Source organism: Exiguobacterium sp. s132, assembly GCF_018617235.1.
In the GTDB taxonomy this organism is placed as follows: Bacteria; Bacillota; Bacilli; order Exiguobacteriales; family Exiguobacteriaceae; genus Exiguobacterium; species Exiguobacterium profundum.
In genome coordinates this window covers 69,771-95,431 of record NZ_JACSJU010000002.1, presented here as the reverse complement: position 1 = coordinate 95,431, position 25,661 = coordinate 69,771, and the positions used below count along the sequence as shown (strand labels likewise).

General features: G+C 48.2%; 26 protein-coding genes. 16 read left to right on the top strand and 10 right to left on the bottom strand.

The genetic code is table 11. The features are described from left to right. Both KNO78_RS11105 and KNO78_RS11100 read right to left on the bottom strand, forming a co-directional pair. Nucleotides 1-3,171 (bottom strand): EAL domain-containing protein, encoded by a 3,171-nt coding sequence (locus KNO78_RS11105; RefSeq protein WP_214691381.1) that lies wholly within the window; start codon nt 3,169-3,171, stop codon nt 1-3. A 138-nt stretch (nt 3,172-3,309) separates the two neighbouring features. Continuing rightward, nucleotides 3,310-4,302, bottom strand: coding sequence for an LLM class flavin-dependent oxidoreductase (locus tag KNO78_RS11100; protein ID WP_214691382.1), 993 nt, complete (start codon nt 4,300-4,302; stop codon nt 3,310-3,312). A 261-nt stretch (nt 4,303-4,563) separates the two neighbouring features. Here KNO78_RS11100 and KNO78_RS11095 point away from each other — a divergent pair, with 261 nt between their 5' ends. Both KNO78_RS11095 and KNO78_RS11090 read left to right on the top strand, forming a co-directional pair. Beyond that, nucleotides 4,564-5,937 (top strand): YjiH family protein, encoded by a 1,374-nt coding sequence (locus tag KNO78_RS11095; RefSeq protein ID WP_214691383.1) that lies wholly within the window; start codon nt 4,564-4,566, stop codon nt 5,935-5,937. A gap of 73 nt (nt 5,938-6,010) precedes the next feature. Beyond that, the gene (locus KNO78_RS11090) at nt 6,011-6,661 is read left to right on the top strand and encodes a C39 family peptidase (protein WP_214691384.1); all 651 of its coding nucleotides are present in this window, start codon (nt 6,011-6,013) and stop codon (nt 6,659-6,661) included. Here the strand turns inward: KNO78_RS11090 and KNO78_RS11085 are convergent. After that, nucleotides 6,627-7,451 (bottom strand): hypothetical protein, encoded by an 825-nt coding sequence (locus KNO78_RS11085; protein WP_214691385.1) that lies wholly within the window; start codon nt 7,449-7,451, stop codon nt 6,627-6,629. The genes KNO78_RS11090 and KNO78_RS11085 overlap by 35 nt on opposite strands. A 92-nt stretch (nt 7,452-7,543) precedes the next feature. Between KNO78_RS11085 and rluF the strand changes: the two genes are divergently transcribed. After that, nucleotides 7,544-8,254 (top strand): 23S rRNA pseudouridine(2604) synthase RluF, encoded by a 711-nt coding sequence (gene rluF / locus KNO78_RS11080; protein ID WP_015880301.1) that lies wholly within the window; start codon nt 7,544-7,546, stop codon nt 8,252-8,254. A 28-nt stretch (nt 8,255-8,282) separates the two neighbouring features. Here the strand turns inward: rluF and KNO78_RS11075 are convergent, their stop codons facing one another. Then, the gene (locus KNO78_RS11075) at nt 8,283-8,723 is read right to left on the bottom strand and encodes a hypothetical protein (RefSeq protein WP_214691386.1); all 441 of its coding nucleotides are present in this window, start codon (nt 8,721-8,723) and stop codon (nt 8,283-8,285) included. Nucleotides 8,724-8,920: 197 nt separating this feature from the next. On the opposite strand from KNO78_RS11075, the gene KNO78_RS11070 reads away from it, so the two are divergent. Beyond that, nucleotides 8,921-9,247 (top strand): hypothetical protein, encoded by a 327-nt coding sequence (locus tag KNO78_RS11070; protein WP_047795765.1) that lies wholly within the window; start codon nt 8,921-8,923, stop codon nt 9,245-9,247. Between the two features lie 34 nt (nt 9,248-9,281). Here the strand turns inward: KNO78_RS11070 and KNO78_RS11065 are convergent, their stop codons facing one another. Then, the gene (locus KNO78_RS11065) at nt 9,282-10,031 is read right to left on the bottom strand and encodes an SDR family NAD(P)-dependent oxidoreductase (RefSeq protein ID WP_047795764.1); all 750 of its coding nucleotides are present in this window, start codon (nt 10,029-10,031) and stop codon (nt 9,282-9,284) included. A gap of 123 nt (nt 10,032-10,154) precedes the next feature. Here KNO78_RS11065 and KNO78_RS11060 point away from each other — a divergent pair, with 123 nt between their 5' ends. From KNO78_RS11060 to ahpF, 5 genes are all read left to right on the top strand, one after another. Next, entirely contained in the window at nt 10,155-10,781 is a 627-nt protein-coding gene (locus tag KNO78_RS11060) for a TetR/AcrR family transcriptional regulator (protein WP_047795763.1), read from the top strand. A gap of 302 nt (nt 10,782-11,083) precedes the next feature. Next, a complete protein-coding gene (gene htpG / locus KNO78_RS11055; RefSeq protein ID WP_214691387.1) occupies nt 11,084-12,952 on the top strand; it encodes a molecular chaperone HtpG in 1,869 nt (622 codons plus the stop codon). Between the two features lie 94 nt (nt 12,953-13,046). Beyond that, nucleotides 13,047-13,844, top strand: a complete 798-nt coding sequence (locus tag KNO78_RS11050; protein ID WP_214691388.1) for an SRA domain-containing endonuclease — start codon at nt 13,047-13,049, stop codon at nt 13,842-13,844. A 333-nt stretch (nt 13,845-14,177) separates the two neighbouring features. Continuing rightward, nucleotides 14,178-14,741, top strand: a complete 564-nt coding sequence (gene ahpC, locus KNO78_RS11045) for an alkyl hydroperoxide reductase subunit C (protein WP_015880295.1) — start codon at nt 14,178-14,180, stop codon at nt 14,739-14,741. Nucleotides 14,742-14,752: 11 nt separating this feature from the next. Further along, nucleotides 14,753-16,276, top strand: coding sequence for an alkyl hydroperoxide reductase subunit F (ahpF, locus tag KNO78_RS11040; RefSeq protein ID WP_214691389.1), 1,524 nt, complete (start codon nt 14,753-14,755; stop codon nt 16,274-16,276). A gap of 38 nt (nt 16,277-16,314) precedes the next feature. On the opposite strand, the gene KNO78_RS11035 is transcribed toward ahpF, so the two are convergent. Then, entirely contained in the window at nt 16,315-16,716 is a 402-nt protein-coding gene (locus KNO78_RS11035) for a hypothetical protein (RefSeq protein WP_214691390.1), read from the bottom strand. Nucleotides 16,717-16,844: 128 nt separating this feature from the next. Between KNO78_RS11035 and KNO78_RS11030 the strand changes: the two genes are divergently transcribed. From KNO78_RS11030 to KNO78_RS11020, 3 genes are all read left to right on the top strand, one after another. Continuing rightward, the gene (locus KNO78_RS11030; protein WP_074035166.1) at nt 16,845-17,192 is read left to right on the top strand and encodes a PadR family transcriptional regulator; all 348 of its coding nucleotides are present in this window, start codon (nt 16,845-16,847) and stop codon (nt 17,190-17,192) included. Continuing rightward, nucleotides 17,179-18,141: an HAAS signaling domain-containing protein gene (locus KNO78_RS11025; RefSeq protein ID WP_214691391.1), complete on the top strand. Its 963-nt coding sequence runs from the start codon at nt 17,179-17,181 to the stop codon at nt 18,139-18,141. The genes KNO78_RS11030 and KNO78_RS11025 overlap by 14 nt, the downstream gene beginning before the upstream one ends. Before the next feature lie 78 nt (nt 18,142-18,219). After that, nucleotides 18,220-19,056, top strand: coding sequence for an aldo/keto reductase (locus KNO78_RS11020; RefSeq protein ID WP_214691392.1), 837 nt, complete (start codon nt 18,220-18,222; stop codon nt 19,054-19,056). 35 nt (nt 19,057-19,091) lie between these two features. Here the strand turns inward: KNO78_RS11020 and KNO78_RS11015 are convergent, their stop codons facing one another. The 4 genes from KNO78_RS11015 to KNO78_RS11000 all read right to left on the bottom strand — a co-directional run bounded on the left by KNO78_RS11015 (nt 19,092) and on the right by KNO78_RS11000 (nt 22,176). Then, complete coding sequence (locus tag KNO78_RS11015) at nt 19,092-19,904, bottom strand: MetQ/NlpA family ABC transporter substrate-binding protein (protein ID WP_214691393.1); 813 nt, start codon at nt 19,902-19,904, stop codon at nt 19,092-19,094. 20 nt (nt 19,905-19,924) lie between these two features. After that, a complete protein-coding gene (locus KNO78_RS11010) occupies nt 19,925-20,587 on the bottom strand; it encodes a methionine ABC transporter permease (RefSeq protein ID WP_214691394.1) in 663 nt (220 codons plus the stop codon). After that, on the bottom strand, nt 20,580-21,326 hold the full coding sequence (locus tag KNO78_RS11005) for a methionine ABC transporter ATP-binding protein (RefSeq protein ID WP_214691395.1): 747 nt from the start codon (nt 21,324-21,326) through the stop codon (nt 20,580-20,582). The genes KNO78_RS11010 and KNO78_RS11005 overlap by 8 nt, the downstream gene beginning before the upstream one ends. Nucleotides 21,327-21,435: 109 nt before the next feature. Beyond that, nucleotides 21,436-22,176 (bottom strand): hypothetical protein, encoded by a 741-nt coding sequence (locus KNO78_RS11000; RefSeq protein WP_047795752.1) that lies wholly within the window; start codon nt 22,174-22,176, stop codon nt 21,436-21,438. Between the two features lie 196 nt (nt 22,177-22,372). Between KNO78_RS11000 and adhP the strand changes: the two genes are divergently transcribed. The 4 genes from adhP to KNO78_RS15675 all read left to right on the top strand — a co-directional run bounded on the left by adhP (nt 22,373) and on the right by KNO78_RS15675 (nt 25,604). Beyond that, nucleotides 22,373-23,401, top strand: a complete 1,029-nt coding sequence (adhP, locus tag KNO78_RS10995; RefSeq protein ID WP_214691396.1) for an alcohol dehydrogenase AdhP — start codon at nt 22,373-22,375, stop codon at nt 23,399-23,401. Nucleotides 23,402-23,514: 113 nt separating this feature from the next. Further along, a complete protein-coding gene (locus KNO78_RS10990) occupies nt 23,515-23,940 on the top strand; it encodes a MarR family winged helix-turn-helix transcriptional regulator (protein ID WP_159563231.1) in 426 nt (141 codons plus the stop codon). 109 nt (nt 23,941-24,049) lie between these two features. Further along, nucleotides 24,050-24,577, top strand: coding sequence for a CarD family transcriptional regulator (locus tag KNO78_RS10985; RefSeq protein ID WP_143180210.1), 528 nt, complete (start codon nt 24,050-24,052; stop codon nt 24,575-24,577). 112 nt (nt 24,578-24,689) lie between these two features. Beyond that, nucleotides 24,690-25,604 carry a methyl-accepting chemotaxis protein gene (locus tag KNO78_RS15675; protein WP_159563230.1) on the top strand — a complete coding sequence of 305 codons (915 nt, stop codon included), beginning with the start codon at nt 24,690-24,692 and terminating at the stop codon, nt 25,602-25,604. Nucleotides 25,605-25,661 lie beyond the last annotated feature (57 nt).

Genomic DNA, 25,661 nt, shown 5'->3' with positions numbered 1-25,661 from the left:
TTAAATCCCCTTGTCATCTGAGTATCCACCATATTGGAACCACTGGTCTCCTCCATTGTTCTTTGCAATATACATCGCTGCATCTGCTTGTTGAAGAAGCGAATCGACGGTGTCGGTCGACTTGACTAGGGTGACGCCAACACTTGCCGTAAGATGAATGACTTCACCATTCGACGCGTCTATTCCCTGGGAAATAACTTCATTGAGCTGTTCAATCCCACTCAGTGGACCCGTTTGCACCAACATGAATTCATCGTCTGAAAAACGGTACACTTGACCACCAACATGCTGGACGAATTCATTTAATCGTTGTGCGATTTCAATTAACACTTCATCCCCTATCATGTGCCCGTACTGATCGTTGATTCTTTTAAAATCGTCTAGATTGACCAGTGTCACTGTAATCGCTGGCGTCCGGTTCATGTTTTTGTATAAATCGGTCGTGAGCGTATGACGATTATACAGTTTTGTCAGTTGATCTTGTTTTGCGATTCGAATCATCTCGCGTTGTTTCCGTTCCTTTCGAATCCCATTCTCCATCCATCGCGCAAGCAACCGTACCGTTCCAGTCAACTCTTGCAACGTTTCCTCATCAAGATGATCATTCAAGTTGCCTTGCTCCGCGAGAAGAACGACCCAGCCAAACACTTGATGCTCATGCGTCAAAGGAAAACTGACAAACCTCGTGAATTCGATACCATCTACAATCAGATCACCTTCCTGAAGCGTTTGCGCGCCGACCGTTGTCAGTTGATGTAGGGAATGCAGTTCTTCTTTCCCCCAAGTCAAACGAGAGACCCCATGCTCTACTAGAAGACGATGCGAAGGCTCAATCGAGAAGATGACCCCGTGGGAGTAACCGACCCATTCCAATAAAATTTCTTGAACCCGGGCCAATTGATCTTGGAACGGTACACGCAATGCCGTCGCTTCATACAATGCTTCGATTGATTGTTGTCGAGTGATTTGTCTTCTCGAGACTTCCGTGTGCTCGATCTCTGTCATGACCCAATGCGTAAACGATTCGAGCGCCTTCAAATTTTCTTCTGAGAACGTTCTCGCCTGCCCATCCACTACGCAAAGTGTGCCGATGACGTGACCTTGCTTCGTCCGCAACGGTACACCTGCATAAAATCCGATTCGGTCAATCCAAGGACTGTCACTTTCAATCGCTGCTGCCGCAACATCTTCAATCACCAGCGGAGACTCTGATGTGACAACCCGATTACATAACGTCCATTCCCGTTTGAGGTGAGCGGATTCGAGCTCGATACCGACACACGATTTGAACCACTGTTGGTCTGTCGTCATGATCGAAATGAATGCGATTGGCATCTGAAAGGTTTGTGCGACCAATCGGGAGATTCGGTCAAATCGTTCCTCTTGTGGCGTATTTAAAATTTCCAATCGTAATATCGCTTTGAGTCGTTGCAATTCACGCTCATCTAGAGAAGGATGCAACAACTGCGCAGGCTGCTCGATCTTCGATAACATCATCTGATGGGAATACAAGATTCCGAGCGCCTCTTCTAACTCCGCGAGCGGCATCGGACGACTGAAGAAATACCCTTGAATCTCATCGCAGCCGAGCTGACGTAAGATCCGATATTGTTCTTCCGTCTCCACACCTTCAGCCGTCACCTCTAACTCTAGCTTTTTGGCCAACGAGACAATCAGTTTGACGATTTCATACTCTTTCATGCCGCTCTCCTGATCGAGTTGCGCGACGAACGACCGGTCGATCTTGATCCCATCAATCTCGAACAACTTCAAATAATTCAACGAGGAATAACTGACCCCAAAGTCATCAATCAACAGTCGAAATCCTTGTTGTTTGAGCGATTCGACCGTTTTGATCGCCGCTACCGGTTCATGCATCAACGTGTGCTCGGTCACCTCAAACTCAAATTGTTCTGGCACAAGACCATACGATGCAATGATCGCAACCAGTTCATTCATATGGTGTTCATGAAATAAATTCGGTGAGACATTCACAGCCACGCGGCGCCCTTCAAACTGCTCAGGTTGTGACGACACATCCTGACATACCCGATTCATGACGAATCGTGTCACGTCTTCGATCAAGAGTGACTGTTCAGCCACACGAATGAACGTTTCAGGTGAAATGAATCCGAGAACAGGACTCTCCCAGCGAATGAGTGCCTCAAAATGAATCGCACCGTCCATCGACACTTTCGGTTGATACACCATGTATAACTCATCTAGCTTCAACGCTTTGACCAGTTCCGTTTCGATCATCATCTCATCGATGTAACGCTGCACGTATTCATCGTGTTCATATAAACGAATCGTTTGATTTCCCGTCTGACGCGCTTCCAACAGAGCCGTGGAGGCGTTCATGATGACACGGTCGGCATCCGCTGTACCGGCACCAATCCCGATACAACTCGATAACGGGAATTCGGCCTCCGCCACTTGATACGAATGATCTGCAATCACGTCAAGCAAATGCTCGGCGTACATGTATGCCAACCGGATTGGAGTATGAGGTAACACCGCGATAAAGTCTTCACCGTCTACTCGACCGATAATTGAACCTTTCGGAAGCGTATTCGCCAATTGACGTGTGATGTCTTTAATCAACTGATTCGAGCGCTCCACACCTTGAAGCGACATCATCATCTTGAAACGGTTGATGTGAAGGCGCATGACGCTCGTCTCTTCGGTGTCATGTTGCTCGAACAACTGGTCGAGCTCCAATTTGACTTTCATCAGATTTGGCATACCGGTCAAATAGTCCATATGCTCGATACTCTTTAACAACTTGATCTCCGCCTCCTCGGATAAATCAGTTGTCAAACCGAGTACATAACGAACGAGTCCATCCTCATCTTCAATCGGTACAAGCATAGAAGAAGCGAATCGGGCCGTATTGGAGTCGATGTTCATTTGCGACATGAAGTAGACCGGCTCCCCTGTCTCAACGACCGCATCATAATGTTCAATCAATTCCTCGACCACTTCCGAGCGATACATCTCATGTAAATACCGCCCTTCTACATCACTTGGAAGCGAAGAGGCCACCTTCCCCTGTTCGCTCACATTTACGTAACGATAGCCTGCTTCTGTCACTTCCATTAGAAATACCATTCGATACAAGCGTGTGAACAGCTCGAATAGATAATATGGGTCGCCTTTCATCCGTTGCATCGTATCCCTCCACCCGTTCCTTTTTCTTATAGTGTAGTTGGTTTCGCTCAAACTATGGAGAAAACCTTTGAAAAAATGGGAAAACGTTTTTCTCTAATAAAAAAACACCCTCTCATACTTGAGAAGGTGCTCTTTAGGTTAAAGCAATTCATTCGCCAAGAGACGATAGACGTTCAGGCGATCTTTCTGCTTATGCTGGATGCTACAAATCATCGCCTCATCGAAACCGTAACGTTCCGATTCATCCCGTAACTGTTCCGCAATTTGTTTCGGCGTCCCTACGAGGTGGATGGCTCGGTTGTTGGCGATATGAATTTTATCGACCTCCGTGAGCGGATAATCATGAGCCGCTTCTGGACTCAACAACTGTCTCAATTGACCACGCATCAAGAAGAGACGCGACAGATCAGAAGGTCGGGCCAAATATTCGGCCTCTTCTTCCGTCTCTGCCGTCGTGACCAAATACGTGACGCTGATGTCCGGTTTCTCCATGAAATCAGACGGCGTGAAATGGTGACGGTATGTGTCGAGCGTATCGGCACTCAATTGTCCGTTAAAGAACTGGGCAAACGAATAGCCGAGCCCCATCCGTCCGGCCTGCACGGCGCTGTTCCCACTCGAACCGAGTAACCAGGCTTCTGGAAGGCTGACACCAGTCGGAGCAGCCGGTGTATTTTTATACCATCTTTCCTCCGGTGCCTCACCTTTAATCAATTGAAGCGTCGTATCGAGTTTCTCGTAAAGTCCATCCATCATCGGTTTCTGCCCTTGTGACATCGCATAGATCGCGTTCGCATCACCGCCTGGCGCACGTCCGACACCAAAGTCGATCCGTCCTGGAGCGAGCGCGCTGAGCGTCTTGAATACCTCTGCCATCTTGAGTGGCGAGTAGTGCATCATCATGATGCCGCCGGACCCGAGACGAATCTTGTTCGTCTTCGCTGCCAGATAAGCCGTGATGACCTCTGGAGCCGAGCTGGCGAACGACATGCCACCATGATGCTCCGCCATCCACATACGGTAATATCCTAACTCTTCTGCGACTTGTGCGAGCTCGACCGCGCTGTTAAGCGCATGTTCTCCTGTATGACCCGACGTGACCGGCGCCTGGTCTAACACACTCAATCTCATCATGCATTCTCCTATCTCTATAATGAAGTTTCTAAATATCTTGAATTTGTTGGACTCGCCGTCATCATACTAAATGGTTTGATGGAATACGAATGTTTTGCCTAGTATTTAACCTTGTATTTTTCAGAAAATTTCCGCATGTTGTTGATAGCACCTGGTCATATTTTCTATACTAAGAAAGAAATACGTTTCAATAACGGCTGGATGTGTAATGGGGATACATAGACAGCACAAACACTTCGGGGAAATGGGGAATGCATCATGAATGGTTCATCAACACCAGACGGAAAGAAACCTTCTTTTTCGAGTCGAGACTTCTTTAAGTTCTTGATTCCATCACTCATCGGGATCATGTTTTTCATCGTACCAATCTCATCAGAGGAAGGCTTCACGATTCCAGTCGCCTTCTTATCCAATCTGCTGATTGACTGGATTGGGGATTTCGTCCCGACACTCGCCGTCATCATGATGGGGATTTCGATTGTCGGCTCATTATTACTCTTTACGGCACGTCCTGCTTTTATGATGGAGCGACCATCCATCAACGCACTGTTTAGCGTGACACCGTTTTGGTTCGTCATGCGCGTGATCGGTTTCATCGCCGGGGTCATGACGCTACTCACACTCGGACCAGAGATGATCACGTCAGAATTTACAGGGGGCTTATTGCTCTTTGATTTGATTCCAATCTTATTTGCGACATTCTTCTTTGCCGGTATGTTGTTACCGCTCCTATTGAACTTCGGACTTCTCGAGTTCGTCGGGACGTTCTTGATGAAGATCATGCGTCCGCTCTTCCGCTTGCCAGGGCGCGCCTCACTTGACTCGCTCGCCTCATGGGTCGGGGATGCGACGATCGGAATTCTACTGACGACCAAACAGTATGAGGAAGGTTATTACACGAAACGGGAAGCGTCGATCATTGCGACGACATTCTCCGTCGTCTCCATCACCTTCACCATCGTCGTCTTACAGTATGTCGAACTCGACCAATACTTCTTGCCTTACTACGGGGCCATCGTTTTATCCGGACTAGTCGCCGCTCTCATCATGCCACGGATTTATCCATTATCTAAAAAGGCAGACACGGCTTATGAGAAGACCGAGCTCAAACCGGAAGAAGAAGTACCCGCGAACGTGTCACTCGGTAAGTGGGCGTTAATTCAGGCGTTACAAAAGTCACGTTCGAGTAAAAGTTTCCTAGAGACGCTCAAAGACGGCTTCAAGAACGTGCTCGATATGTGGATCGGCGTCCTCCCTGTCGTCATGGCAGTCGGGACGATTGCGGTCATCATCGCAGAATATACGCCGTTCTTCACTATCCTCGGAAAGCCGTTCGAACCGATTTTGATGCTCCTTCAAGTGCCTGAGGCATCGGAAGCCGCTCAAACGATGGTCGTCGGTTTCGCCGACATGTTCTTGCCGGCCGTTCTCGGAAGCGGCATCGAGAGTGAGTTGACACGGTTTGTCATCGCTACGTTGTCGGTTACCCAGCTCATCTATATGTCAGAAGTCGGGGGCTTGTTGCTCGGTTCAAAACTACCGATCTCATTCATCGACCTCGTCTTGATTTTCTTGTTACGTACCTTCATCACCCTTCCGATCATCGTCGGCATCGCACATCTTGTGTTTTAACGAAAACGACGCCCTTTCTCTTTTATGAGATGGGGCGTCCTTTGTATACTAAAAGAAAAGGAGGGAGACCGAGATGGAGCACCCATTTGCAGGACAACTCGAGGTTGCGAACAACGGCTATGCCGGGATCATCGACCCGGAAGCTTATGTGAACGATCGTTATCACGGACGCTGGACATTAAAGCGCTCTGTACAGATTGAAGGCGTGCCCGTCTTGCTCCAACGTCAGTTCGAGAACGGCAAGAACAACTGTACGTTGACGTCCATCACCGCCATCTTCCGTTTCTATCGAGATCATGGGTATACGAACATCCCAGATGATGTGACACAAATCCAAGAAGATGTGCGAGAGATTGCCTTCAAGCATCATTTCAAAGACGAGAAAGGGACACCGCCGACACAAATCGCCACCATCATCACGAAACTTTGGAAACGATACGGGTATGACGGTCGAGGCAGTTCCCGCTATCTTTGGAAATGGTCGACGTTCGAGCGTGAGCTGAAAGCAGGACGCCCGTTTGTGTTGAACATGGCGAACGGCTTCTATAAAAATCATTCCGTCACGGGAGTCGGCTACTTGCAGTTTGAAAAACGGGGGTTCCCGGACGTCATCTTGTTAGCCGTGCTCGACAACCGTTCGAAGGACGTGCGCTACATCGACTTCAACGAATTCAACTTTTGGGGAAGCATCACGCGCGTCCATCCGCCAGCCAATCGTCCATAATCGTGTCAATCGCTTCTCCGATTTTTAAAAGGTGCTCGCGCTTCGCGTATGACCCGTAATGTAGCCCGTTTGAATCACGGCCATTCCCGAGCCCAACGAACACTTCTGAAGGCTTCATATGGAGGCCGATCATCGGGATACCCGAATCATGGCGTCCGATTTCATAGGTGACGGCGGGATATGCAGACAGTCTTCCGATTGTTGAAAAACCGTTCAAGGCACGACAGTTATCCCGTCCGAGCACGATGATACGGATCGGTTTGATGTACGCAATCGTCCGCTCCAACAGTTCGATTGAGGTCGGATGTTCCATCCAGTGGCGCCCCGTCCTCATCTTCCCCATCTGTTCATATGTCGCAAACTTGAAAAAATCAACGTGGATGACAGCTGCCGGATGATCATAGAACGAACGCCCCATCCCGTTGAGGAGTGCCTCGAGTTTGGCGCCATCCGGTTTCCCGAACCAGTTCGTCGTCGCGCGATTCGACTCGAAATAGACCGATGCCCGTTCGAGCGTTTGTTGCAGCGCCTCTTCATTTCCGAGGTAATCGTCAAACGAGAGTATGTTCCGCCAATAGAACTTTTGGTGTTGCCCCGTTCTCGGTGTCCCGTCACGATGTAAAAACTCGCCGCGAGACGGATTCGTCCCGATGGTCAGCCATTGATCCGGACCAGGTCGACCGTACCAAAGGACAGGTGATGCCTCTTGAATCAATTCTTTCCCGAACGTTGTGTCGCACAGTGCTTGTTGAAATCGGATTGCGTCTTGTAACAGTCGTACTGCCTCCATGTCATCCCTCCTCTCCCGTTCGTTTCCCGCTTTCGAGAGTTTATAAAATGCGTTATAGTGAGAGGACGAAGCCAAACAAAGGACGTGTACACATGCGCATCAATAAATTCATCAGTGAATCAGGCAAGGCGTCCCGTCGCCAAGCCGACCGTCTCGTCGAAGAGGGACGCGTCACCATCAATGGGAAAAAAGCAAAAATCGGCGACCAAGTCAAACCGGGCGATGAAGTCCTCGTCAACGGTTCTGTCGCACGGGTTGCCCGAAACAACGTCTACATCGCTGTCCATAAGCCGGTCGGGATCACGAGTACGACAGAAAAAAAAGTAAAAGGGAACTTGGTCGACATGGTCAACCACCCGCTCCGCATCTTCAACATCGGTCGTCTTGATAAAGACTCGGAAGGTCTCATCCTCATGACGAATGACGGCGATATCGTCAACGAGATTCTCCGTGCAGAAGGCGAGCACGAGAAAGAATACATCGTCTCGGTTGATAAGCCAATCACACCAGAGTTCGTCGAGCAGATGGAAGCCGGTGTCAAAATCCTTGGCCAGAAGACACTTCCGTGTAAAGTCCGTCCGCTTTCAAAGTTCGATTTCAACATTACCCTCACGCAAGGACTCAACCGCCAAATCCGTCGGATGTGTGAGGCGCTCGGATACGAAGTATTCCGCCTCCAACGTGTTCGTGTCATGAACATCACGCTCGGGAAACTGCCGCCTGGACAATGGCGCGATCTTTCGAAAAAAGAGCGTGAGCAGCTGTTCCGCGAATTGAATTACGAACCGAAAGAATGGTACTAAAAAGCAGCCTGAGTCGTCTCAGGCTGCTTTATTCTGGTCGAAGTGATGAGACATGGTCGGTCTCACGACGAATGAAACGTTTGAGTTGAGCGCTCAAGTCGTCGAGCTGTCCCATCGTCGTCCTCATTCTAAATTTCATATGAACATGGTCAAATGAGTCAAACTGCCATTCATCATGAATGAAAATATCGATTTGGATGGTCCCAATCCGGTCAATCAACGTGAAAGTTAGATTGACTTGCAAATCATCCGAACCCTCTTCTTCATCGACTAGTCTCCATGTGATCGGTTCTTTGCCCCACGCTTGATTGAATTGATCGATCTTTTGATAAAGATCCCCAAGACTCGCATCATCTAAATAAATCAACTGATTGCTGGCGCAGGCAGAAGACCGAAGTTGAAGCTGAACTTGATAAAACAGCTCCGTTTCATCCATCCAAATCCGTTCTATCTCAAACTGAGTGTCCATCTCACTATACCAACTTTCATAGTTAACTAAATAATATCAATTTCCTTTTTCGGCTCATTTGGCACTGTTCTACACTTGTCATCTCACTCTTTCATGTCGACTATATCATGTCAATTTGATGAATCACTTAAACTCTTTACACAAAACGGGAATATAAATAATACAGATGATTTTAAAATGAAAAGAGGTGAATCCTCATGAATGGTGCAATCTTTCCACATACTTCAATCGGAAAATGGTCTATTCTCTTGATTGCCTTGTTCCTTGCCATGTATGTACCGTTTCTTCTGCTCAATCAATTTGATACAATCTTCCACTCGACGCTTTGGAGCGACAATACTGCAAACATGCTTCGACTCAGCTATATGACCACATTCTCTATCCTCGGGCTAGGAGCGTTTGTGACCGGATGGTGGGCAATTTTGAAGCAGAAAGAGTATGCTGTGCTCGTCTTTTTTGCAGCTGTGCTTAGTTCAGGTCTAGTCATACTACTCGTGATGGAGTTAATCGGAATCTTAGAGTAATTAAAAAAGTAGGGCCTCCATAGAGACCCTACTTTTACTTCGCCGTCACGCCACCATCTACCGGAAGTTCGATCCCGCTGATATGATTCGCTTCGTCTGACGCAAGGAACAGGACGGCTGCCGCCACCTCATCCGCTTGTCCGAGATTCGGCAAAGCGATTTGATTCAAGAAATGTTGTTTATAGTCTGGATGCTCCATATGTGGCGCACTCATCGGTGTCACGATGTACCCTGGATGCACCGAGTTGACCCGAATGTTTTGCTTCCCGTAATCGACTGCCGCTGCTTTCGTGAGAGAACGGACCGCACCTTTCGAGGCCGTATAGGCACCGGCACCCGCCATACCGGTCAATGCAGAGATGGAGGAGATGTTGACGATTGATCCTCCCCCATTCTCCGTCATGAGCGGAATCGCGTACTGTGTCCCTAACATGACCCCATCGATGTTGATGCGATATGTGCGTGCCCAGTCCTCTTCTGTCTGTTCCAAGAAAGGTTTTGCAAGTGCGATTCCAGCGTTATTGACGAGAATATCTAATTTGCCACATGTCGCTTCCACTTCCGCGAATACATCCTCCCAGCTCGAGCGTGATGTCACGTCATGTTTCACCGCGATGGCTTCCCCACCTTGTGCACGAATCGACTCGACTACATTGTTTACTCCTTGTTCATTGATGTCTGTCGCGACGACTGTTGCCCCTTCTTTGGCGAATAGACGTGCCGTTGACTCTCCCATACCGCTTCCTGCCCCTGTGATGACCGCTACTTTCCCCTGTAAACGCATTGTCCCAGCTCCATTCATTAAATTATGATAGTCTAACTATCATAATAATAATTGGATGTGACATTAATCTCAACGAAACTGCTTGAAGACGATATACTAAGGACAGACAATGAGGTGATGGAATTGAGTAAACGACAACAAAACAAAGAAGAACGAGTTCAACTGATTATCCAGGAGGCAGAACGATTATTTATAGAGAATGGCTTTGAGAAGGTTCAAATGCAGGACATCGCGGATGCGGCAGGGATTGGGGTGGCGACACTGTTTCGCTACTTCCCGAAGAAGGATCAATTGATTGTCGCGGCAGCCGTCAAGAATCTACAACCGACACTCGAGAGATTTGAACAATTCATGCATGAGGAAGGAAACGCCTATGAACGACTCGAGGCCATCTTGAACCACTTTTTCGAGATGCAGTTGGAACGGACGAACCATGCCCGTTTCCGAGAGGCGTTCGAGAGCTATGCATCGCTCGTCGCCTCACCTCTTCCTGGAATCGAGACATACATCGACGTTCAACGACAGATCATGCAGACACTCGAACCCTTGATCGAAGATGGGAAACGCGACGGTTCATTCCGCTCGGATATCGATGTGAAGGTGACCGTCGTCACAATCATCAATACGTTCGGGACGTTCGGCAACAACATCATGTTGAAGTCGCACATCAGTTATTTAGAGGACGATATCGAACCGGCCGTACAATTGCGTGCTTTAAAAGAGATGTTCCTCACATCCATTCGGGCATAAGAAAAACCTCCCTTCGCTTGAAGGGAGGCTAATTGTATACATAAAAAATGAGCACCTCTCACTAGAGGTGCTCTCGAAAGTCTACCGCGACGGACCACGCTCCACAACGTGCTCCTCAAGGGAATGTCCGCCGTCTTACATAGACCAGCTCATCGCATGTACTCAACTATATGCGAAACCTACGTCCTCGTCAATCTTTTCTTCAATCTCGGTTGACATCTTCCTAAAAATTAGGATAATCAATAGTGTTAGCACTCCTATATACAGAGTGCCAAAATATAGACATCAAAAGGAGAACGATCATGACAAAAAAACAGTTTCAAACCGAATCGAAACGAATTTTAGAGTTGATGGTCCACTCAATTTATACACATAAGGACATCTTCTTGCGTGAGCTCATCTCGAACGCGAGTGACGCCATCGACAAGATGTATTATCGTGCCCTCTCCGACGAAAGCATCGAATTCAACAAAGACGATTACTTCGTCAAAGTCGAACTCGACAAAGAAGCGCGGACGATCACAATTCGCGATACAGGGATCGGGATGACAGAAGAAGAACTCGAAACAAACCTCGGAATCATCGCAAAGAGCGGTTCACTCGCCATGAAACAGGCGACGAAGATGGAAGAAGACCATAGCCTCATCGGTCAATTCGGGGTCGGGTTCTATTCCGCGTTCATGGTCGCTGACCGCGTGACCGTACGTACTCGCTCGATTGACAGTGATCAAGGATACGTATGGGAGTCCGAAGGTACAGACGGTTATTCAATCGAACCGACAGACAAATTGGACATCGGTACAGAAATCACGCTCCACTTGAAGGCAGACACAGAAGATGATGCGTATTCGTCATTCCTCGAAGAATATGAGATCCGTTCACTCATCAAGAAGCATTCGGACTTCATCCGTTACCCAATCAAACTGGATGTGACGAAACATCGTCAAAAAGAGGACTCGGAAGAGTATGAGGACTACAAGGAAGAAGAGACCGTCAACAGCATGGTGCCGATTTGGCGGAAACGCAAGAGCGAACTCAAAGACGAGGATTATAAGGCATTCTATCACGAGAAGCGCTACGGCTTTGATGAGCCGCTCAAGCACCTTCATTTGAACGTCGACGGGACAATTCGTTATCAATCGATTCTCTATATCCCATCAACGGTTCCATTCGATTACTACACGAAAGAATTTGAGAAAGGGCTCGAGCTCTACTCGAATGGCGTGTTGATCATGGAGAAGTCACCTGACCTCTTGCCAGACTACTTCGGCTTCGTCAAAGGGATGGTCGACTCAGAAGACCTCTCCCTTAACATTTCCCGTGAAATGTTACAGCAGGACCGCCAACTTCGCGTGATCGCCAAAAACGTGAAGTCGAAAATCAAAGGGATGCTCGAGAAGATGCTCCAAAATGAGCGTGAGGACTATGAGAAATTCTATGAGTCGTTCGGTCGCCAATTGAAGTTCGGTGTGTACGACCAGTTCGGCGCAGCCAAAGACGAATTAAAAGACTTGATTCTGTTCCATTCTTCTCATGAGAAGAAACTCGTCTCGCTCAAAGAGTACGTCGAGCGGATGAAAGAAGATCAGAAATACATCTATTATGCGACAGGTGAATCGATTCATCGCATCGACCTCTTGCCACAAGCAGAGCGCTTGAAAGAGGAAGGATATGAAATCCTCTACTTCACAGAAGAAATCGACGAGTTCGCAATCAAGATGCTTCAGTCGTATGACGACAAAGAGTTCAAATCGATTGCGAGCGGCGACCTCGGTCTCGATGACGCGGAAGCGAAGTCGCTCAACGAGGACAACCAAGACCTGTTTACATTCATGAAAGAAGAGCTCGGGGACCGCGTCAAAGAAGTGCGTGCCTCGACACGCCTCAAGTCACATCCAGTCTGTCTGACGGTCGCGGGTGACGTCTCAATCGAGATGGAGAAGATTTTGAACGCGATGCCAAACGGTGGCGGCATGAAAGCGGAGAAAGTGCTCGAAGTGAACGCCGACCACGCCATCTTCCAGACGCTCCAACGTGTGTATAAAGAAGATGAAGCGAAAGCGAAACAATATACAGACCTCTTGTATCAACAAGCCCTCCTCATTGAAGGGTTACCGATTGAAGATCCGGTAGCGTATTCGAATGCGGTGTGTGCGTTGATGGCGGAGTGACGGTGAAGGCAGAGGGAGTCCTCTGTCTTTTTCGTTTTTAATAAAAAAGCATGCTACACTCTATTTAAAGAAAAACCTGGAAGTGAGGTGCTTTATGCTGTTCGAAAAAAACAAAGTTTATAGACGTTCCCTCATTCATGATCAATATGGTGGAAGTCGTCAACGAGGAATCAGTACACCTAACAAACATAAACTTATTTTTATTTTCGATAGTGGGATGGACCAAGAGTTTGGCTATAAGAATGGCTGGAGCGAAGAAGATGGCTTGTTCTATTATAGCGGAGAAGGACAGGAAGGAAATCAAACCTTCTCCTTCGGTAACAAAGCACTTCTCCATCACATCGAAAATGGTGAGGATGTTTATCTATTTGAATCTCTCGGAAAAGGAAATTATCGTTTCGTAGACCAACTTGTTTTGATTGGCTATGATATTCAATTTGGAATCGACAAACATCAAAATCAGCGAGAAGTAATCGTTTTTGCTTTCGAACCTCTCCATGTCGTACAGGAAGAATCTCACGAATATGCAACAACTATGAGGTGCAAGTCAATTGAGGAACTCGAACAAATTGCCAATCGTGACCCGAAGCGTGCGACTGGATTAAGCATGTCGATTCGAAAGCGTCAAGTGAGAGAACAGACAGCGGCCTTATATTATTATGTACTTGCAAGAGCAAATAATCACTGTGAAGCATGCGGTCAAGGCGCACCATTCGATACTGAAAATGGTCCTTATTTAGAACTTTACTCGCTATATAAAGAATCAGATGAAGGATTGGCTCTTCCCGAGCAAGTGATTGCCACTTGCCCTAACTGTCATGCTAGACTACGAAAAAGTCAGGATCGTGCTTTGTATCGAGAAAAAATTATACAGCAAATTTTTCAACCTTAATCTCTGTTTGTGATTAAGGTTATTTTATTGATGTAATTGATAATCCTCTAATTTCTGACGAGAAAATGTAGAACCCTTTCCAAAATATTAGCAACTCTATTCAACATATTTATTTATCGAAATAAGAAAATCGAGAGAAAAATACTGTTTTTAATGTAAACGTTTTCTTTACTTCCGTTAAGCCACATGCAGATAATATGTTGGTACGTCTTATACTTTCAAAGCATGCAAACGCCTTGACAATTTCAGCTCGTTATATGAAGTTAGTATTACATTATAATTATTCTAGTCGAGATAGAAACGCTAGAGTAAAACACAAGGAGGACATAACCCATGTCATTAATCGGCAAAGAAGTACTACCATTCAAAGCACAAGCATTCCAAACAGGTGAGTTCCTCGAAGTTACAGAGAACGACCTCAAAGGTAAATGGAGCGTTGTCTGCTTCTACCCAGCTGACTTCACATTCGTCTGCCCAACTGAACTTGAAGACCTTCAAAACGAGTACGCTACACTTAAAAACCTCGGTGTAGAAGTATACTCTGTCTCAACAGACACACACTTCACACATAAAGCTTGGCACGAAACATCTGAGAAAATCGGAAAAATCGAGTACATCATGATCGGTGACCCATCACACGTCATCTCACGCAACTTCGATGTCTTGAACGAAGAAGACGGCCTCGCAGACCGTGGTACGTTCATCATCGACCCAGATGGTGTCATCCAAACTGTCGAGATCAACGCTGGCGGCATCGGCCGTGACGCGAGCACGCTCGTCAACAAAGTCAAAGCAGCACAATACGTACGCAACAATCCAGGCGAAGTCTGCCCAGCGAAATGGGAAGAGGGTTCTGAAACACTCCGCCCAAGCCTTGACCTCGTCGGTAAATTGTAAGGAGCGATTGCATGTTAGAAGCAGCGATTAAACAACAGCTCGACCAATATCTCCAGCTCATGGAGGGCGATGTCGTCCTCCGTGTGAGCGCTGGGGAAGACAAAGTCTCAAACGAGATGCTCGAGCTCGTCAACGAACTCGCCAGCATGTCATCACGCATCTCGGTCGAACGCGCGACACTCGAGCGTACACCGAGCTTCAGCGTGAATCGTCCATCCGAAGAGACAGGAATCGTCTTCGCGGGGATTCCACTCGGACATGAGTTCACATCACTTGTCCTCGCCCTCCTCCAAGTGAGCGGGCGCGCGCCGAAAGTCGATGCGGATACAATCAAACAAATTCAAAATATCGAAGGCACATATCACTTCGAGTCGTACATCAGTCTCAGCTGCCACAACTGTCCTGACGTCGTGCAAGCGCTAAACGTCATGAGCGTCCTCAACCCGAACATCACGCACACGATGATCGATGGAGCCGCGTTCCAGGATGAAGTGGAAGCAAAAGAGATCATGGCTGTCCCGACGGTCTTCTTGAACGGCGAATCGTTCGGTAACGGTCGGATGTCACTCGAAGAGATCTTGGCGAAACTCGGTACAGGTCCTGACGCTTCTGCGTTTTCGGACAAAGACCCGTATGACGTCCTCGTCGTCGGTGGCGGTCCAGCGGGTGCGAGCGCAGCCGTATACGCGGCTCGTAAAGGAATCCGTACCGGAATCATCGCAGAGCGCTTCGGCGGCCAAGTGATGGACACGATGGGGATTGAGAACTTCATCGGTACTGCTTATACAGAAGGTCCAAAGCTCGTCGCCAGTCTAGAAGAGCACGTCAAAGAGTACGGCATCGATGTCATGAACCTTCAACGCGCGAAGCGTCTTGAGAAAAAGGACCTCGTCGAGATCGAACTCGAGAACGGCGCTGTCTTGAAGAGTAAGAGTGTCATCCTCTCGACCGGTGCACGCTGGCGTAACGTCAACGTCCCAGGTGAGGTGGAGTTCAAAAACAAAGGGGTCGCTTACTGCCCGCACTGTGACGGTCCTCTCTTCGAAGGGAAACGTGTCGCGGTCATCGGTGGCGGTAACTCTGGGATCGAAGCGGCCATCGACCTCGCAGGAATCGTCAAGCACGTAACGGTCCTCGAGTTCGCTCCTGAACTTAAAGCTGACCAAGTGCTACAAGATCGTCTTCACAGCCTCCCGAACGTGACTGTCATCACGAACGCTCAGACGACAGAAATCACGGGTACGGACAAAGTAAACGGCATCTCGTATGTGTCTCGTGAGACGAACGAGTCACATCATGTCGAACTTGAAGGCGTCTTCGTCCAAATCGGTCTCGTCCCGAACACGGACTGGCTCGACTCGGTCGAACGCAACAACTTCGGGGAAATCGTCGTCGACCGTCATGGCGCGACGAACGTCCCAGGTGTGTTCGCGGCAGGAGACTGCACGAACAGCCCCTACAAACAAATCATCATCTCGATGGGTTCTGGTGCGACAGCCGCACTCGGCGCCTTCGACTACATGATTCGCAACTAACAAAAAGACTCGCCCTCTATCATGAGAGCGAGTCTTTTTTATAGTTCAAACGTCTTCCCTGAGTCCGGGATGAATAAAATCGAGTCTCCGCTCTCCGTCTCAAATCGATAGCCCACTCGAGGAGAGAATGGATTCCATTCTTCTCCGGTCGTCGGAACGCTCTCCATGTACTCCACGTCATTGTACATTTTGCTCAACGTCTCTTCTGCCTCAGCTAACGAGTAGCTCGGAATCGAAAGCAAAATCGCCGCCCCTACACTCATCACTCCGACCGACGCCGCCCAAAGAGTCGATGTCGGCTTTCGAAACTGTGCCAAGACTAGCAGCATGATGATCCAGCCAATCGGCACTCCAAACGTCGCCGCATGCCCATACCATTGCTCATTGATCGTCAATAAACTGGCGATCACCACACCTCCAAGAATCCACCACCACTTCATGAACATCACCTCCTCTTTATTATCCCAAAATCAGGAAATGACTCAACATCTTTTATTCACATTGATGTATGATAACTTATAGTGTATGATATACAGTATGAAGATAAACGAATGAAGGAGGCGAAAAAATGTCTGATGTAAAAGCCTCGTTGGTGACGGAGTTGCGGCGCGGCACATTGACGATTGCGGTGCTCAGTCAGTTGAAGACACCCCAATACGGCTATTCTCTCGTTCAAGCACTGCTAGATGCCGATATCAACATTGATCAAAGTACGCTCTACCCGCTCTTGCGTCGACTTGAAAAACAAGGACTCGTCACGAGTTCCTGGGATACGACAGAGAGTCGACCACGCAAGTACTACGTGCTCAGCTCGGATGGGATGGACATTTTGAATGAGTTGTACGTGGAATGGATGAACATGTCGAAAACGTTGACCCGTCTAATTGAAGGAGGAAATGATCATGAATCTTCGTGATGTGTATATCGATGAAGTCACCTCTCGAATCCCAGAGTCGATGCGGCAAGACGTCGCACTCGAATTGGAATCGACCATTGATGACATGACTGGAAATGACCCGTCTGAAGCGGCTTTATTTGAAGCATTGCGCCAACTCGGCGACCCTCAAATCCTCGCTGCTCGCTACGCGAACCGACCACTTTATCTCATCGGTCCTGCTCACTTCACACAGTACGTGAACATCATCAAAATCGTCTTACCGATTGCCGTCACGGTTGTCACCATTCTCTCCATCATCGGTTATTTGACCAATCCCATCGACGACACGTCTTGGAGTCAATTCTTGATTCAAGCATTCCTTCAAACTGGGGCGGCTATTTTCAATGTCGTCGTTCAGACGCTATTCTGGATCACCCTCACGTTCTTCATCATTGAACGTGCTGTACCTGAGGGCGAAGTTCCTTTCTCTAGTTGGAAACCTGAGCAACTCAAGAAGGTAAAACCACGTTCGACCTCGATTTCTTTTGGTTCGATTTTGTTTGACTTTATCGCCACCGTTCTGATGGTCGTATTGTATGTCAACGCCGAGCAGTTGATTCGTGTCGTCACAGATAGTGAATCCTATCCGCTACTCAATGCGTCGGTCTTGGATCAATTCTTCCCGTTTGTCATCGCCCTGGCCGCCTTTGGGATCGCCATCGCCATTTACAAATGGATGGTTCGACATTGGACAAAGCCGCTCGCCTTGTGGAACGCGCTCTTCAATATCGTATGGATTGTCGTCACAGCGCTCATTTTACTGCAACCTGATTTAATTTCTTCTAATGCCCTCTCGTTGATTGCTGAGCAAATCAACGTCGACCTCGAAACAATCAGTCGTTGGGGCGTCTGGAGTGTTTTACTCACCATCATCATCGTGTGTATCCTCGATTTGGCAGAAGGTTTAATCAAAGCGTTTCGACGTTGACCTCACATTCAAACGTTTCATTTCCGATGAAAGTGGAATAGCGGAGAAGAGAACGGATTTTGAATGGGGAGGCATTTGATGGGTATTCCAACAATCAAGTTACATGACGGTTATGAGATTCCGGCCATCGGACTCGGGACGGTTTATTTGAAAGGTGAAGCAGGGGTCGACGCCATCACATGCGCCATCCGGAACGGATATCGACTCATCGATTCGGCGATTCGCTACGATAATGAAGGCGCGGTCGGTGAAGCGGTTCGCCAATCCGGCATCCCGCGTGAACAACTTTTCTTAACATCGAAACTGCGCGCGCAATATTATGACTACGACCAGGCGCTCGAGATGATTCGAGAGTCCCTATATCGAGCGAACCTCGACTATTGGGATTTGTTCCTCTTGCATTGGCCAAACCCGAAACAAGACAAGTACGTCGAGGCATGGCGTGCCTTGATTCAAGCGAAGGAAAACGGATGGATCCGCTCCATTGGGGTATCGAACTTCATGCCGGAGCACCTTGACCGCTTGATTGAAGAAACGGGAGAAACACCGGTCATTAACCAAATCGAGTTACACCCGTACTTCTCGCAAGTCGAACAGCGGCAAGCCGACAAAGAACGCGGCATCATCACAGAAGCGTGGAGCCCGCTCAGTCGCGCTCGCACGGTCATTCATGACGAGAAGATCACCGAGCTCGCCAAACAAAAAGGCAAGAGCGTGTCTCAAGTCATCTTGCGTTGGCACGTGCAGCTTGGTGTCATCCCGCTCGCCCGCTCGTCCAGTGAGTTACACCAAAAAGAGAATCTCGACGTCTTCAACTTCGAATTGACGGATGAAGAGATGGAGACGCTCAATGCGTTGACGAAGCAGGATGGTCGCATCGATGACCAAGACCCGCGAGAATACGAAGAGTACTAAAAAAGATTGAGCCTAGATGGCTCAATCTTTTTTGTTTAAAACGCCGGAATGGCCGTTTCATCATAGTTCTCTTGCAAGAACGCACGGACTTCGTCACTTGTGAGCGCTTCGCCGAGTTTTTGGATCGCTTCGTCATCCTGGTTGTCTTCACGTGCGACAAGCGTGATGGCGAAATCATTCTCGACGCCTTCTGTTAAGAGTGCGTCACTCTTCGGTGTCAAACCGAGCGGTGCAGCGTAAGCCGGTGTCATCAAGACCGCATCGACATCATCGTACGCGCGCGCGAGCATCAACAAGTCGACTTCTTCAAACTTGAAGTTTTTCGGGTTCGATGTGATATCGGCTTGTGTATAGTACGTGCCTTCCTTCTCTCCGAGCTCGATCACATCATGTTGTGCGAGAAGGGAGAGCGAACGGTCGATGTTCGATACGTCGTTGGCGATCGCAATCGTTGCGCCTTCCGGGAGGTCTTCCATGTTGTCATAGTTTTTTGCGTATACACCATAGTTTGCGAAATAAATCGGTTCGATTGGAACGAGATTCGCATCGTTGCTGCGGTTGAACTCCTCCATGTACGGAACGTGTTGGAAGAAGTTCGCATCGACTTCTTTCGCCGCAAGTGCCGAGTTCGGTTGGACATTGTCTCCAAGAACGATAATTTCGAGTTCGATATTGTCTTCTGCGAGCTGTTCTTTCGCGATCTCAAGCATATCTGTCATCGGTGGGATGAGTGATGCGACTTTCAATGTCTGTGGTTCATTTGCTTGTTCCGTTTGTGTTTCTGTATCGTTCCCGCATGCTGCGAGGACGAGTGTGAGTGAGGCCAGAAGTGCCATCAATTTTTTCATATTCATTTCCTACTTTCTGTTTAACGTTTGTCGATGATTCGCGCCACGGTCGTGCCCGTGAATTGAATCAACTGTACGAAGACGAGCATGATGAGAATCATATAGAGCATGAGTTCTGTCTGAAATTGTTGATATCCATAACGGATGGCAAAGTCACCGATGCCACCACCCCCGACGACTCCCATAATCGTCGAGTATGAGATAAAACTGATGATAGATGTAGTCAATCCGAGGACGAGACCGGACCGGGCTTCCACATAAAGAAACTTAAAGATGATGTCTTTCACAGACGCTCCCATCGAGAGTGCCGCTTCGATCACCCCGCGTGGGACATCAATCAGTGACTGTTCGACGAGTCGCGCATAATGCGCAATGGCAATGATGGAGAGCGGCACCGTCGCTGCTGCCGTTCCGATGGCGGTTCCGATAATGAGCCGTGTAAATGGAATCAAAAACACGACGAGTAACAAGAACGGGAAAGACCGGACGATGTTCACGACCAGGTTGAGGACGGAGAAGACGATTTGGTTCTCTAACAATTGTCCTTTACGCGAAAGGTAAAGCCACGTGCCTAACGGCAATCCGACTAGAATCGCGGCGAGAATCGATACCCCGACCATAATGAACGTCTCGGCAATGGACTGCCAAATCTCTGATTGATAGCGGGCCAAGATTTCAGGCATTCGCTTCACCTTCCTCTCGCAACTGTTCGACGAACCAACTTGGATTCTGATCGATGGCGACCACCCCTGTCGGCTCCCTCTCAATCGTCTCATGAACAGATCCGTCTGCCATGACGGTGACGCGATGACAGATTTGACGGATGACATCCATCTCATGCGTGACGAGAACGACGGTGACACCGAGTTGTTCATTGACCGACTGAAGGACACGCAGCACTTCCGCCGTCGTATTCGGGTCGAGTGAAGAGGTCGGCTCATCGCATAGGAGTACACTCGGTTCACTTGCGAGTGCCCGAGCGATGGCGACACGTTGCTTTTGTCCCCCACTCAACTGGGAAGGATATTTATCGCGATACGCTTCGAGTCCAACGAAAAGGAGACATTCCATCACGCGTGCTTCCCATGATGCTTTCGGCCGCTTGGCAAGTTTCAGTGAATCGAGGACGTTATCAAACACGTTCTTATTCGCGACTAGATTAAATTGTTGAAAAATCATACCGATCCGATGTCGCTTCTTGCGTAGTTCCCGATTAGAGAGTTCGGTCAACTGGTCGCCATCGACCGTGACGCTCCCGGCATCCGGTTTCTCCAACAAATTCATCAATCGAAGGAGCGTCGACTTCCCGGCACCGCTCGCGCCGATAATGCCGTAAATCTCCCCTTTTCGAATGTGAAGCGATACATCGTGAACGGCCATCTCTTGTCCATAACGCTTATGGACGGACGACAATGTGATCATGGCAGACATCCTTTCTACATCTCGTGAGTGAGTCAACCGTTTATCATTTTAGCGAAGTAAAGAGTTGATGTCAGTTCATGTGCTCACATGAAAAGAACCGCACTGCGGTTCAAAGTGGATGTCGTTTGAAGTGTTCAGCAATATGCCGTTTCATGGCGTCTCGATTTTCGGCGAAGATGCGATGGCGATGACCGTTCCCACCAGACGGATGTGGAAACCCACTCACTACGCGATCTTGATCCAAGAGCCCTCGCTCAACCAATAATTCCACAGCTCGCCTCACGTTCACGCCCATCGGTAGGATGAGTGCATCTTGAAGATGGGCCATCTCTTCTGCGAAGATTCCTTCTACGTATGGTCGAAACAGCTTTGTTCGAATCATATCCGGGCTCGATCCGTTATAGTTCTTGCCTTTGTAGAAGACCGGATAAGGGAGGACCGCCGTGTTTTGAACGAGATGGTTCGCTGATCCAAACAAATCGAGGGAGGATTCGATCCCTAGATGATGATGTAACTCCAAATCGTCTAGCATCGTCACCAAGTTCTTTCGAATCGGACCGGAAAAACTGCCACGTTGTTTGACGGCTCGAAGCGCCTCTTCGTCTGTTGCATCCTTCAAGTCACGAATCGCCTCAAACGACTGACGCATCTGATACAAGCCTGGCGTGATTCCCGCGATGACGACTTTCGCCTTTGGATTGATGTATTCGAACGGTGCGTAATAGATGTCGAGTTGTTTCTTTTCATCACGGTCTAACAAAAAGTCTTCATTTTTCAACGTCTCTTCTTCTAAATTTGACAGCTGCAAAATCTTTGATTTATATGTGTGAAATAACGCTGTTCGTGTCATATAAATAACACTCCTTTCGTCTACTTTCTCTATCTCTATTCCCCTAAATCTTTTTGTGAGAAAAGTTCATCTTTCAGACAAATGCTATTCAAAAAATAAAGCGCTTTCATTCCATTTTTTGTGCTATCCTGACGATGTGATTGAGAAGGGATTTTTCATCAGGTTTGCTAAATTCTCACAAGGAGTGTGTTCACACATGAAAGCAGTCGTCGTCAATTCAGCAAGCAAGGCCAACATCGAAGTCGTCGAAAAGGAACTACGTCCATTACAAGCAGGCGAAGCGCTCGTCGATGTCGAGTACTGTGGCGTATGTCACACGGATCTTCACGTCGCAGCTGGTGATTTCGGAGATGTCCAAGGACGCGTGCTCGGTCATGAAGGGATTGGGATCGTATCTGAAATCGCCGACGATGTCACGAGTTTGAAAGTTGGCGATCGCGTCAGTATCGCTTGGATGTATCATGCATGTGGTCGTTGCGAATATTGTACGACAGGTCGAGAGACTTTCTGTCGAAACGTTCAAAATGCCGGATATAGCGTGGACGGCGGGATGGCTGAACAAAGTATCGTCGTGGCCGACTATGCCGTCAAAGTACCTGACGGATTGGACCCTGCGCAAGCTTCGAGCATCACATGTGCCGGCGTCACGACATATAAAGCCATCAAAGTTGCCGATGTAAAACCTGGGGAGACGGTCGTCATCTACGGTTGCGGTGGACTCGGCAACCTGGCCATCCAATATGCGAAACACGTCTTCAACGCACACGTCATCGCCGTAGATTTGAACGATGATAAGCTCGAACTCGCCAAAGAGAGTGGAGCTGATTTGACGATTAACCCATCGACTGAAGGAGATGCAGCTGACATCGTACAAGAGAAGTTCGGTGGGGCTCATGCCGCTGTCGTCACAGCCGTCTCAAAAGTCGCCTTTAATTCTGCAGTCAATGCAGTCCGAGCATGTGGGAAAGTGGTCGCTGTCGGTCTTCCTTCTGAAACGATGGACTTGAACATCCCTCGTCTCGTCCTCGATGGAATCGAAGTCGTCGGCTCACTCGTCGGGACACGGAAAGACTTAGAAGAAGCCTTCCAGTTCGGGGCAGAAGGGCTCGTCGTGCCGGTTGTTCATAAACGCTGTCTTCACGAGGTGCAAGACGTGTTCGAAGAGATGGAGCACGGGAAAATCCAAGGACGCATGGTCATCGACTTCAAAAATAAAGACTGCTAATCGGAACGGGGCCTCGTGCCTCGTTTTGTTCTAGATTGACGTTGACGGGGTATAGTTGCTTTTGTATAGTTAGGAACGTCTAAAAGCCGGAAATGAAAGAGGAGTGACTTGATTTGACTCCATCAACGTCAACCCGTCTACTTGATTTATTGTCAGAGCGAAATGATCAAGTTCGACGCATGAGTGAACAATCTTGGAATGAACAAAGTGATATCCAACTCTCGAACTCGGAGTGGTATATTCTCGCGACACTTTATCAGTCGAAAACAACAATTGCCGAAGTCACGCACAGTGTCCATATTTCTCGACAAGCGACTCATAAACTGATCAAGAACCTAGAGAGTAAAGCGCTCGTTCTTGTGACAGACCATCCGCAAAATCGAAAAGACAAATGTATCGAGTTGACCTCCCTCGGTCATACTTGTTATGAGCAAAACGAGACGCTCAAAGCGCAGCTTGAGCAACGGATACAAGAAAGTATCGGTCAAGAAGCGTTCGAACAACTGAAAACTATTCTGCGCGTGGATTGGAAACTATGACCGTGTCGGCTTGAAGGCGACACGGTTTTTCATATGCATACATGGACAAAAACGTCAACCGAGTTGACATTTCATCTTCTGAATGACTATGCTTATAGGTAAGGAAGAGGTGATCGACTTGTTTAAAACTGGAGACTTAATCATCTACTCGACCCATGGCGTATGTCGCATCGACGACATTTCGGACAAAACGGTCGCAGGAGAGACGAAATCGTACTATACGCTTCACCCCATCAACAACTCACAAAAGTTGCAGATCAGCATTCCCGTCGACAATGACAACGTGATGATGTTGACGTTACTCGAAGCAGATGAGGCATCAGAGATTTTAGAGTCGTTCCGCTCACCTGGCGTGGAATGGAATCCGCATTCCAACAACCGCAATCGTGAATTCTTGAATGTCGTGCATTCAGGAAACCGTCATGAGATTGCCCAAGTGGTGAATACATTGAGCCGTAGACAAATCGAGGCACTTCAAGCGAACAAAAAACTATACGAGCAAGATCGTAAGATTTTAGAGAACGCCAAAACGATTTTGGTGAAAGAGCTCTCCCTTGCCCTCGAGCGTTCAGAGAGCGACATCGAGCGCACGATTGGCGAGTACTTACATGAAAGCATGGCGACACTCACACCTTGACCTCTTCCAGTGGAAGTGGTCTTTTTTTGTTCTATTAAAATAATATACTTTTTTTTACATTTTTCAGGTATCCTAAAACAAATATACCTTATGATATAGGGAGGATGTTAGGATGCAACTGCACTCTAGTACGACCCATGTCACCGACACGCACGTCGTTCGGGCAATCGAAAACAATCTGGCCATCATTCGCTTTGATGAAAATCGCCGCGTCGCCTACGTCAATGAGATTTTTGCCAAAACGATGGGGTACGAAGTCAAGGAACTGATGGGACGCCCCCATCGTGATCTTTGCTTGCCCGAGTTCGCGAACAGTCCCCAATACGACCTGTTTTGGCGTAAGCTCATGCAAGGGTTGAGTTATCACGACAAGATTGAACGACGTGCCGCTGATGGTCATAGTGTCTGGCTAGAGGCGACCTACATGCCGATCTTCGATGATGCCCACCAGAACGTCATCGGCGTCTCAAAGATTGCAGCCGATATCACGTCACGGCAACAAGACGTACTCCACATGGCGAATAATCTTCAAGAGACGTCTGAATACTTATCTGCCCAGTCCCAAATCGGGAAACAAGACGGAGAACACGTACTCGAAAACGTCAAACTGATTGAACAAGAGTCGACTCAAAACCTAGAGCATTTACATGCTCTCCAACAAGAGGCGAAAACAATCACGGATATTGTCCGAACGATTCGTGAAATCGCTGCCCAAACCAACCTTCTCGCACTCAATGCCGCAATCGAGGCGGCACGCGCAGGTGAACATGGACGCGGCTTCAATGTCGTCGCGACAGAGGTGCGCAATCTTTCAAACAAAGTCTCACTCTCCATTACAGAAGTGAACAACAACATTGAAGGCATTGTGAAACGCATCGATGACGTGTCGATGAGCATCGGACGAATTTCTCATAAAGTCAAAGATAGCTCGGGACAACTCGAGCATACGGTCCGAGAGTTCGAAAAATTAGCAGATTCAGCCGCTACACTCGAACAGCAGGCAAAGACGTTTCTCAAAATGGTATGAGCGGCCCGATAGGAGGTCGCTTTTTTCTATACAAAAGACGAGCATACGATTGTATGC

Coding starts and splice junctions, on each gene's coding strand:
- htpG (WP_214691387.1), top strand. CDS start 11,084: ATGACAAAAAAACAGTTTCAAACCGAATCGAAACGAATTTTAGAGTTG.
- KNO78_RS11095 (WP_214691383.1), top strand. CDS start 4,564: ATGAATGGTTCATCAACACCAGACGGAAAGAAACCTTCTTTTTCGAGT.
- KNO78_RS11015 (WP_214691393.1), bottom strand. CDS start 19,904: ATGAAAAAATTGATGGCACTTCTGGCCTCACTCACACTCGTCCTCGCA.
- KNO78_RS11035 (WP_214691390.1), bottom strand. CDS start 16,716: ATGAAGTGGTGGTGGATTCTTGGAGGTGTGGTGATCGCCAGTTTATTG.
- KNO78_RS11100 (WP_214691382.1), bottom strand. CDS start 4,302: ATGAGATTGAGTGTGTTAGACCAGGCGCCGGTCACGTCGGGTCATACA.
- KNO78_RS11050 (WP_214691388.1), top strand. CDS start 13,047: ATGCTGTTCGAAAAAAACAAAGTTTATAGACGTTCCCTCATTCATGAT.
- KNO78_RS11085 (WP_214691385.1), bottom strand. CDS start 7,451: ATGGAGGCAGTACGACTGTTACAAGACGCAATCCGATTTCAACAAGCA.
- KNO78_RS11000 (WP_047795752.1), bottom strand. CDS start 22,176: ATGACACGAACAGCGTTATTTCACACATATAAATCAAAGATTTTGCAG.
- KNO78_RS11075 (WP_214691386.1), bottom strand. CDS start 8,723: ATGGACACTCAGTTTGAGATAGAACGGATTTGGATGGATGAAACGGAG.
- KNO78_RS15675 (WP_159563230.1), top strand. CDS start 24,690: ATGCAACTGCACTCTAGTACGACCCATGTCACCGACACGCACGTCGTT.
- KNO78_RS11025 (WP_214691391.1), top strand. CDS start 17,179: ATGAATCTTCGTGATGTGTATATCGATGAAGTCACCTCTCGAATCCCA.
- KNO78_RS11105 (WP_214691381.1), bottom strand. CDS start 3,171: ATGCAACGGATGAAAGGCGACCCATATTATCTATTCGAGCTGTTCACA.
- rluF (WP_015880301.1), top strand. CDS start 7,544: ATGCGCATCAATAAATTCATCAGTGAATCAGGCAAGGCGTCCCGTCGC.
- KNO78_RS11090 (WP_214691384.1), top strand. CDS start 6,011: ATGGAGCACCCATTTGCAGGACAACTCGAGGTTGCGAACAACGGCTAT.
- KNO78_RS11020 (WP_214691392.1), top strand. CDS start 18,220: ATGGGTATTCCAACAATCAAGTTACATGACGGTTATGAGATTCCGGCC.
- adhP (WP_214691396.1), top strand. CDS start 22,373: ATGAAAGCAGTCGTCGTCAATTCAGCAAGCAAGGCCAACATCGAAGTC.
- KNO78_RS11030 (WP_074035166.1), top strand. CDS start 16,845: ATGTCTGATGTAAAAGCCTCGTTGGTGACGGAGTTGCGGCGCGGCACA.
- KNO78_RS11005 (WP_214691395.1), bottom strand. CDS start 21,326: ATGATCACATTGTCGTCCGTCCATAAGCGTTATGGACAAGAGATGGCC.
- ahpC (WP_015880295.1), top strand. CDS start 14,178: ATGTCATTAATCGGCAAAGAAGTACTACCATTCAAAGCACAAGCATTC.
- KNO78_RS11010 (WP_214691394.1), bottom strand. CDS start 20,587: ATGCCTGAAATCTTGGCCCGCTATCAATCAGAGATTTGGCAGTCCATT.
- ahpF (WP_214691389.1), top strand. CDS start 14,753: ATGTTAGAAGCAGCGATTAAACAACAGCTCGACCAATATCTCCAGCTC.
- KNO78_RS11065 (WP_047795764.1), bottom strand. CDS start 10,031: ATGCGTTTACAGGGGAAAGTAGCGGTCATCACAGGGGCAGGAAGCGGT.
- KNO78_RS11070 (WP_047795765.1), top strand. CDS start 8,921: ATGAATGGTGCAATCTTTCCACATACTTCAATCGGAAAATGGTCTATT.